At 71.1% G+C, this 6,951-nt stretch carries 7 protein-coding genes; 1 reads left to right on the forward strand and 6 read right to left on the reverse strand.

All coding sequences use genetic code 11. The annotated features are described in order from the left end of the window. Positions 1–28 precede the first annotated feature (28 nt). Complete coding sequence (gene trpS / locus I0C86_RS29795; protein WP_196204635.1) at positions 29–1,102, forward strand: tryptophan--tRNA ligase; 1,074 nt, start codon at positions 29–31, stop codon at positions 1,100–1,102. Between the two features lie 32 nt (positions 1,103–1,134). On the opposite strand, the gene I0C86_RS29800 is transcribed toward trpS, so the two are convergent. The 6 genes from I0C86_RS29800 to I0C86_RS29825 form a co-directional block, all read right to left on the reverse strand. Further along, a complete protein-coding gene (locus I0C86_RS29800) occupies positions 1,135–1,584 on the reverse strand; it encodes a GNAT family N-acetyltransferase (protein ID WP_196204636.1) in 450 nt (149 codons plus the stop codon). A 71-nt stretch (positions 1,585–1,655) separates the two neighbouring features. Further along, positions 1,656–3,233, reverse strand: coding sequence for a GTPase ObgE (obgE, locus tag I0C86_RS29805; RefSeq protein ID WP_196204637.1), 1,578 nt, complete (start codon positions 3,231–3,233; stop codon positions 1,656–1,658). Positions 3,234–3,409: 176 nt separating this feature from the next. Next, positions 3,410–3,667, reverse strand: a complete 258-nt coding sequence (gene rpmA, locus I0C86_RS29810) for a 50S ribosomal protein L27 (protein WP_192771722.1) — start codon at positions 3,665–3,667, stop codon at positions 3,410–3,412. Between the two features lie 30 nt (positions 3,668–3,697). After that, complete coding sequence (gene rplU / locus I0C86_RS29815; protein ID WP_196204638.1) at positions 3,698–4,012, reverse strand: 50S ribosomal protein L21; 315 nt, start codon at positions 4,010–4,012, stop codon at positions 3,698–3,700. 199 nt (positions 4,013–4,211) lie between these two features. After that, positions 4,212–4,745 (reverse strand): hypothetical protein, encoded by a 534-nt coding sequence (locus I0C86_RS29820; protein WP_196204639.1) that lies wholly within the window; start codon positions 4,743–4,745, stop codon positions 4,212–4,214. 196 nt (positions 4,746–4,941) lie between these two features. Beyond that, positions 4,942–6,951, reverse strand: a 2,010-nt coding sequence (locus I0C86_RS29825) for an Rne/Rng family ribonuclease (RefSeq protein ID WP_196204640.1), incomplete at its 5' end; no start/stop codon positions are given.

Raw genomic sequence — 6,951 nt, forward strand, 5'->3', positions numbered from 1 at the left:
TCGCCGTACCCGGTAAGGAGCACATCCCATGACCCCGCACACCCCGGTCGGCACGACCACCCCGGTGGGCACGACCAGCCCGGCCGGCACGACCACCCCGACCCGTACGACCGTCCCGAGCGGCGGGGTACGCCGGATCACCGGGCTCAAGCCGACCGGACACCTGCACCTGGGCAACCTGCTCGGCGCCATCCGGCCGATCGTCGCCACCCAGTACCGGGCCGAGACGATCGTCTTCCTCGCCGACCTGCACGCGCTCACCGTGTCCCACCAGCCGGCCCAGGTCCGCGCGTTCACCCTGGAACAGGCCACCGTGCTGCTCGCCGCCGGGCTGGACCCGGACCGGGCGCTCCTCTACGTGCAGTCCCACGTGCCCCAGCACACCGAGCTGCACTACCTGCTCGAATCGAGCACCAGTTACGGGGAGGCGCGGCGGATGATCCAGTTCCGGGAGAAATCCGCGAACCAGCAACAGGTCCGGCTGAGCCTGCTCAGCTATCCGGTGCTGATGGCCGCCGACATCCTGCTGCACGACGCCCAGGAGGTGCCGGTCGGTGACGACCAGAGCCAACACCTCGAACTCACCCGGGCCGTCGCCACCCGGTTCAACGCCCGCTACGGCGACACCTTCACCATCCCCCGGGCGGTACGTCCGACGGTGTCGGCCCGGGTGATGGACCTGGTCGATCCGACCACCAAGATGGGCAAGACCAACCACAGCGACGCCGGCACGATCTTCCTGCTCGACCCGCCCGACGCGATCCGCCGCAAGGTGCAGCGGGCGGTGACGGACCCCGGCCGGACCGTCGAGTACGACCCCGAGCGGCGCCCCGGGTTGGCGAACCTGCTGGACGTCCTGGCGGCCTGCCTGGGCGCCTCCCCCGCCGCGCTGGCCGCCGACTACCGGTCGTACGCCCAGCTCAAGGCGGCGGTGATCGAGGCCGTCGAGGCGATGCTGCGGCCGATCCGGCTCCGCCACGACGAACTCGCCCGGGATCCCGGCTACGTCCGGCGGGTGCTCGCCGACGGCGCCGACCGGGCCCGGGAGAGCACCGCCGACACGGTGCACCGGGCGAGGCGGGCCATCGGACTGCTGCTCTGAACGCAGGTCCGGTGCTCCGAACGCAGGTCCGGTCAGGCCAGGACCGGCAGCCGCTTCTCGAAGCAGACGCTGTACGGGTTGTCGACGTATTCGCCGTAGACCGCGATCTCGGCGTAGCCCGACGAGATGTACAGCTGGATCGCTCCGGGGAGGTAGCTGCCGGTCTCCAGCCGGAGCACGCTGTGCCCGGCCCGGAGGGCCAGTTCCTCCAGGGCGCCGAGCAGTTGCCGGGCGAGGCCGTGGCCGCGGTGGGCCGGACGGACGTACATCCGTTTGATCTCCGCCGTGTCCCGGTCCAGCGCCTGGATGGCTCCACAGGCGACCGCCCGGCCGGCGAGCACGCCCACCAGATAGCGGGCGTTGTCGTGCGGTACGAAGACCTGCCCGTCGAGACCGCCGTCGGCCTCCCGGAGCTCGCGTTGCTGGGCCACCAGCAGGGCGGCCAGCTCGGGGTCCGACGACGTACGTGACTCAATCAGCACCCTACGGACGTTAACCAGGATGCGTTTCAACAAGGTTTCGCGCGGGTGGACCCGATACGGAGCGTAAGGGACTATTCCGCGCGCCGGGCCTCGTCGCCGGCCCCTCGGTCCGCTGCCCCGTCCAAAGCGGGGTCGATCGGGTCGGACTCCCACCGGGTCGGATCCGCCGGATCCGACCCGTCCGCGTCCAGTTGCACCAGGCCCGGATTCCCCAGGGTCGGTGCCCCGGGGGCCGTCTCCTCCGGTGAACGCTGCCGACGGGCCTTCCGGGCCGCCAGCCGCTCCGACGCCGACGCCCGGGTCAACTTCTCCTCCAGCCGGCTGTCGGTGCCCCGTGCGCTCGGCACGTACTCGGCTCCGGCGTACAGCGTCGGGCGCCAGTCGAACTCGCGCTCGCCGATCCGGACCAGGCTGCCCGGCTCGGCGCCCGCCTTGGCGAGTTTCTCCTCCACGCCCAGCCGCGCCAACCGGTCGGCGAGGAAGCCGACCGCTTCGTCGTTGTCGAAGTTGGTCTGCAGCACCCAGCGCTCCGGCCGCTGCCCGCGCACCACGAACGCACCGTCCGGGGCCCGCTCGATGACGAAGCCGGCGTCGTCGACCGCGGTCGGGCGGATCACGATCCGGGTCGGCTCCAGGATCGGGGCCGCCGCCCGGGACGCTTCGACCATCTCGGCCAGCGCGTAGGTCAGCTCGCGCAGCCCTTCGCGGGTCACCGCCGACACCTCGTAGACCCGCAGTCCCCGGGCCTCGATGTCGGGCCGGACGATGTCGGCGAGGTCACGCCCGTCCGGTACGTCGATCTTGTTGAGTACGACCAGTCGGGGACGATCGGCCAGACCGCCGTATTCGGCCAGCTCGGCCTCGATGGCGTCGATGTCGGCGAGTGGATCCCGGCCCGGATCCATGGTCGCCGCGTCCACCACGTGGACCAGCACCTCGCACCGCTCGATGTGGCGCAGGAACTCCAGGCCGAGCCCCTTGCCGGTGGCCGCTCCGGGGATCAGGCCGGGCACGTCGGCGACGGTGAAGGTGTGCTCGTCGATCCGAACCACGCCCAGGTTCGGCACCAGCGTGGTGAACGGGTAGTCCGCGATCTTCGGCTTGGCGGCGGACAGTACCGAGATCAGCGAGGACTTGCCGGCGGACGGGAACCCCACCAGGCCGACGTCGGCCACGCTCTTGAGTTCGAGTACGACGTCGAGCCGGTCTCCGGGCTCGCCCAGTTCGGCGAAACCGGGCGCCCGTCGTTTGGCGTTGGCCAGCGAGGCGTTGCCCCGGCCGCCGCGACCGCCCCGGGCCACCTCGAAGGTGGTGCCGGCGCCGATCATGTCGGCCAGCACCGTTCCGTCGACGCCGTGCACGACCGTACCGTTCGGGACCTTGATCACCAGGTTGGCACCGTTGGCGCCGTCCCGGTTCGAGCCGGCTCCGCCACGACCGTTCTCGGCCTTGATGTGCGGCCGGAAGTGGAAGTCGAGCAGGGTGTGCACCTGCGGGTCGACGACCAGGGACACGCTTCCGCCGTGTCCGCCGTCGCCTCCGTCGGGTCCGCCGAAGGGCTTGAACTTCTCCCGGTGGATCGAGGCGCAACCGTGCCCGCCGTCACCGGCCTGCAGGTGCAGTACGACCCGGTCAACGAACGTGGTCACGCTGCCAATCCTTTCATCGGCACCGGAGACCGGTGCCAGAAACCGAGCCGGGAACGGCGGACGCCGACCGGCCGGGGCCGGAGGGCGACGATTCCCGCACCCGCACATGAAACGGCGGAGCGGGCCCGGACACCTGGTCCGCGGCCCGCTCCGCCGGAAAGCTGACGTTGCTGACGTTACCGCTCGGACGGAACGATGCTGACGACCTTGCGGCCGCGCTTGTTGCCGAACAGGACCGCACCGGCGGCCAGCGCGAACAGCGTGTCGTCTTTGCCCCGGCCGACCAGGTCACCGGGGTGGAACTTCGTACCCCGTTGCCGGATCAGGATCTCACCGGCGTTGACCACCTGCCCACCGAACCGCTTGACGCCGAGCCGCTGCGCCGCGGAGTCGCGACCGTTGCGCGAGCTGGACGCACCCTTTTTGTGAGCCATCTGAGGACGACCTTACTTTCCGCTGGACGCTTACTTACCGTTGGTGATACCGGTCACCTTGATCTGGGTCAGCGGCTGGCGGTGACCCTGGCGCTTGTGGTAGCCGGTCTTGTTCTTGAACTTGTGGATCCGAATCTTCGGACCCTTCGTGTGGGCGGCGATCTCGCCGGCCACCGCGACGTTGGCCAACTTCGCCGCGTCGGTCACCAGGTCGTCACCATCGACGAGAAGTACGGCGGTGAGCTTGACCGCGTCGCCGGGCTGACCGACCAGCTTCTCGACCTCGATCACGTCGCCCTCGGCAACCTTGTACTGCTTGCCGCCGGTCTTGACGATCGCGTACATCGGACGCGGACTCCCTGTCGTTGAGGCTGATGGTGTTCGCGAGGCCCGCTCGACCGCACGAGGTGCGGGGGCGGGCACGGGAGAACCTGGCACGTATTCGCGCCGCAGGTTAGCGTACGCCATGTCGGGGCCGGCACCCAAACCGGGCCCCGTTCCCGGATCGGCGGACGGCCTTCCGTCGGCACCGCGGCGACGGCGGTCAGGTCCCGCAGAGCTGGTCGAGCCGCTGCTGCAACTGGTCGAGCTTGTTCTCGTCGACGGAGTCGACGCTGGCCTTCATGGTGCCCACCTCGGTCGCGATCTCGGCCAGTACGCCCTTGAGCCGCGCGTCGGTGGCCTTGGCGGACTGCTCCCGCATCGCCGTACCCCAGGTCCGCAACGCCGCCTCCGCCTTGCGCTGGGCGGCCTGGGCGCCTGCGGTGTCGTTGGCGCCGGCAGCCTGCAACGACTTGCCCAGCTCGGCGACGAAGGTCTGCACGGAGGTCGTACTGGCCTTGGTGGCGGTCTCGCAGACCTCCTTGGCGTTGCCCTCGGCCGGGCGGGTGTCCGTGCCGGGCGACCCGGTCGGGCCCGGTGCGGTGGCACCGGGCGACGCGGCGCCCGAGGACGGCGCACCGCCCGACGGTCCGGTGCCCGACGAACTGGGACCGGCGGCGCCGTCCCGCTCCCCCGAGCAGCCGGCGGCCATGGACAGCACGGTGATGGCGGCAGCGGTCACCAGCAGGCGTCGCATGTTCTTCTCCTCCGGAGGTACGGCTGGCCCTGCGCGCGATCGGCCGGCACGGGTGCCGGCCGATCGATGATCGCGAAGGAGTGACCAGCCTAGCCACATCCCCCGCCATCATCGCAGCCCGTGCCGCAGACCGCTCGGCACGCGTTCGCCAGCCGTACGTGCGCAATGGCTCCACCCCGAGGGCGGCTCCGCCGCCTCAGGGGCGGGTACGCCGTCGCGTTCCGCCACGCCGGGCCCGGCGCCGACCGCCGCCGGTCTCCGTCGGGTCGGTCTCCGCGTCCGGTTCGCCGGTGTCCTCGATGCCATCGGGATCGCCCGCGCCGGCCAACCGCATCGGCTCGGTCGGTTCCGTGTCGATGGCGTCGTCGTTCCCCGGGATCTCCGTCTCGTACCGGGACAGGTCGTACCCCATGGTGTCGTCGAGGTCGGTGGCCTCGACGACGACCCGCTCCGGTGCGGCGGCCTTCCGGCCACGGCGTCGCGTACCGGCGGCCGGCGCCTCCGACGCCGGGGCCGGGGCCCCGGCAGAGGTGGCCGTGGAGGTGGAGGCGGAGGTGACCGAGGAGGTGGCCGAGGCGACGGCCTTGACCTTGTCCGCGGCGGCCGGCCGGGACTTCTCCGACACCGGCTCGGTGTGGATGATCACGCCACGGCCCTTGCAGCAGTCGCAGGTCTCGCTGAACGCCTCCAGGAGCCCGGCGCCGATCCGCTTCCGCGTCATCTGGACCAGGCCGAGCGAGGTGATCTCGGTCACCTGGTGCTTGGTCCGGTCCCGGCCCAGGCATTCGGTGAGCCGGCGCAGCACCAGGTCACGGTTCGACTCCAGCACCATGTCGATGAAGTCGATCACGACGATCCCGCCCAGGTCGCGCAACCGGAGCTGGCGGACGATCTCCTCGGCCGCCTCCAGGTTGTTCCGGGTGACCGTCTCCTCCAGGTTGCCTCCGGCGCCGGTGTACTTGCCGGTGTTGACGTCGACGACCGTCATCGCCTCGGTACGGTCGATCACCAGGTGACCGCCGGAGGGCAGGAAGACCTTCCGGTCCAGGCCCTTGAGGATCTGCTCGTCGATCCGCCGCTCGGCGAAGACGTCCGCGCTGCCCGTGTGCCGGCGCAGCCGGGGCACCAGGTCCGGCGAGACGTGCGAGAGGTACGACTCGACCATGTCGTACGACTCCTCGCCCTGCACCACCAGCTCGCGGAAGTCCTCGTTGAACAGGTCCCGGACGACCCGGATGACCAGGTCGGGCTCCTCGTAGAGGAGGACCGGCGCACCGCCCTCGGCGGACTTGGCCTGGATGTCCTCCCACTGGGCCTGCAACCGCTTGACGTCGCGGGCCAGCTCGTCCTCGCTCGCGCCCTCGGCGGCGGTCCGGACGATCACGCCGGCACCGTCCGGCACCAGCTTCTTGAGGATGTCCCGCAGCCGCTTGCGCTCGGTGTCGGGCAGCTTCCGGCTGATGCCGGAGGCGTTGCCGTGCGGCACGTAGACCAGATGCCGGCCGGAGAGGGCGATGTGGCTGGTCAGCCGGGCGCCCTTGTGCCCGATCGGATCCTTGGTGACCTGCACCAGGACCGAGTCGCCGGAGCGCAGCGCGTGCTCGATCGACCGGGCCCGTCCCTCCAGCCCGGTGGTGTCCCAGTTGACCTCACCGGCGTAGAGCACCGCGTTGCGACCACGCCCGACGTCGACGAAGGCCGCCTCCATGCTGGGCAGCACGTTCTGCACCTTGCCCAGGTAGACGTTGCCGGCCATGGTGCCGGCCGACGCGCGGGTGACGTAGTGCTCGACGAGCACCCCGTCCTCCAGGACGGCGATCTGGGTCCGGTCACCGCGCTGGCGTACCGCCATCACCCGGTCGACGGCCTCGCGGCGGGCCAGGAACTCGGACTCGCTCAGGATCGGCGGCCGGGTACGCCGCTGTTCACGGCCGTCCCGGCGGCGCTGGCGCTTGGCCTCCAGCCGGGTCGAGCCGGAGACGCCCTGCACCTCGTCGACGGTCTTGCGCGGCTCGCGGATCTTGATCACGGTGTGTACGCCGTCGTCGGCGGCACCGTCGGCGTCCCCGGCGCCCTTGCGGCGGCGCCGGCGGCGGCGCCGGGTCACCCCGTCGCCGGCCTCCTCGTCCTCGTCCTCGTCGGCCTCGGCTTCGGCCTCGGTTTCGGCCGCCGGTTCCTCGTCATCGGCGTCCTCGATGTCGTCCGC

Source organism: Plantactinospora alkalitolerans (genome assembly GCF_015690345.1).
GTDB lineage: Bacteria > Actinomycetota > Actinomycetes > Mycobacteriales > Micromonosporaceae > Plantactinospora > Plantactinospora alkalitolerans.

What these genes read in the sequence shown, in the direction of transcription:
- trpS (WP_196204635.1), top strand. Translation starts at nt 29, where the DNA reads ATGACCCCGCACACCCCGGTCGGCACGACCACCCCGGTGGGCACGACC.
- rpmA (WP_192771722.1), bottom strand. Translation starts at nt 3,667, where the DNA reads ATGGCTCACAAAAAGGGTGCGTCCAGCTCGCGCAACGGTCGCGACTCC.
- rplU (WP_196204638.1), bottom strand. Translation starts at nt 4,012, where the DNA reads ATGTACGCGATCGTCAAGACCGGCGGCAAGCAGTACAAGGTTGCCGAG.
- I0C86_RS29820 (WP_196204639.1), bottom strand. Translation starts at nt 4,745, where the DNA reads ATGCGACGCCTGCTGGTGACCGCTGCCGCCATCACCGTGCTGTCCATG.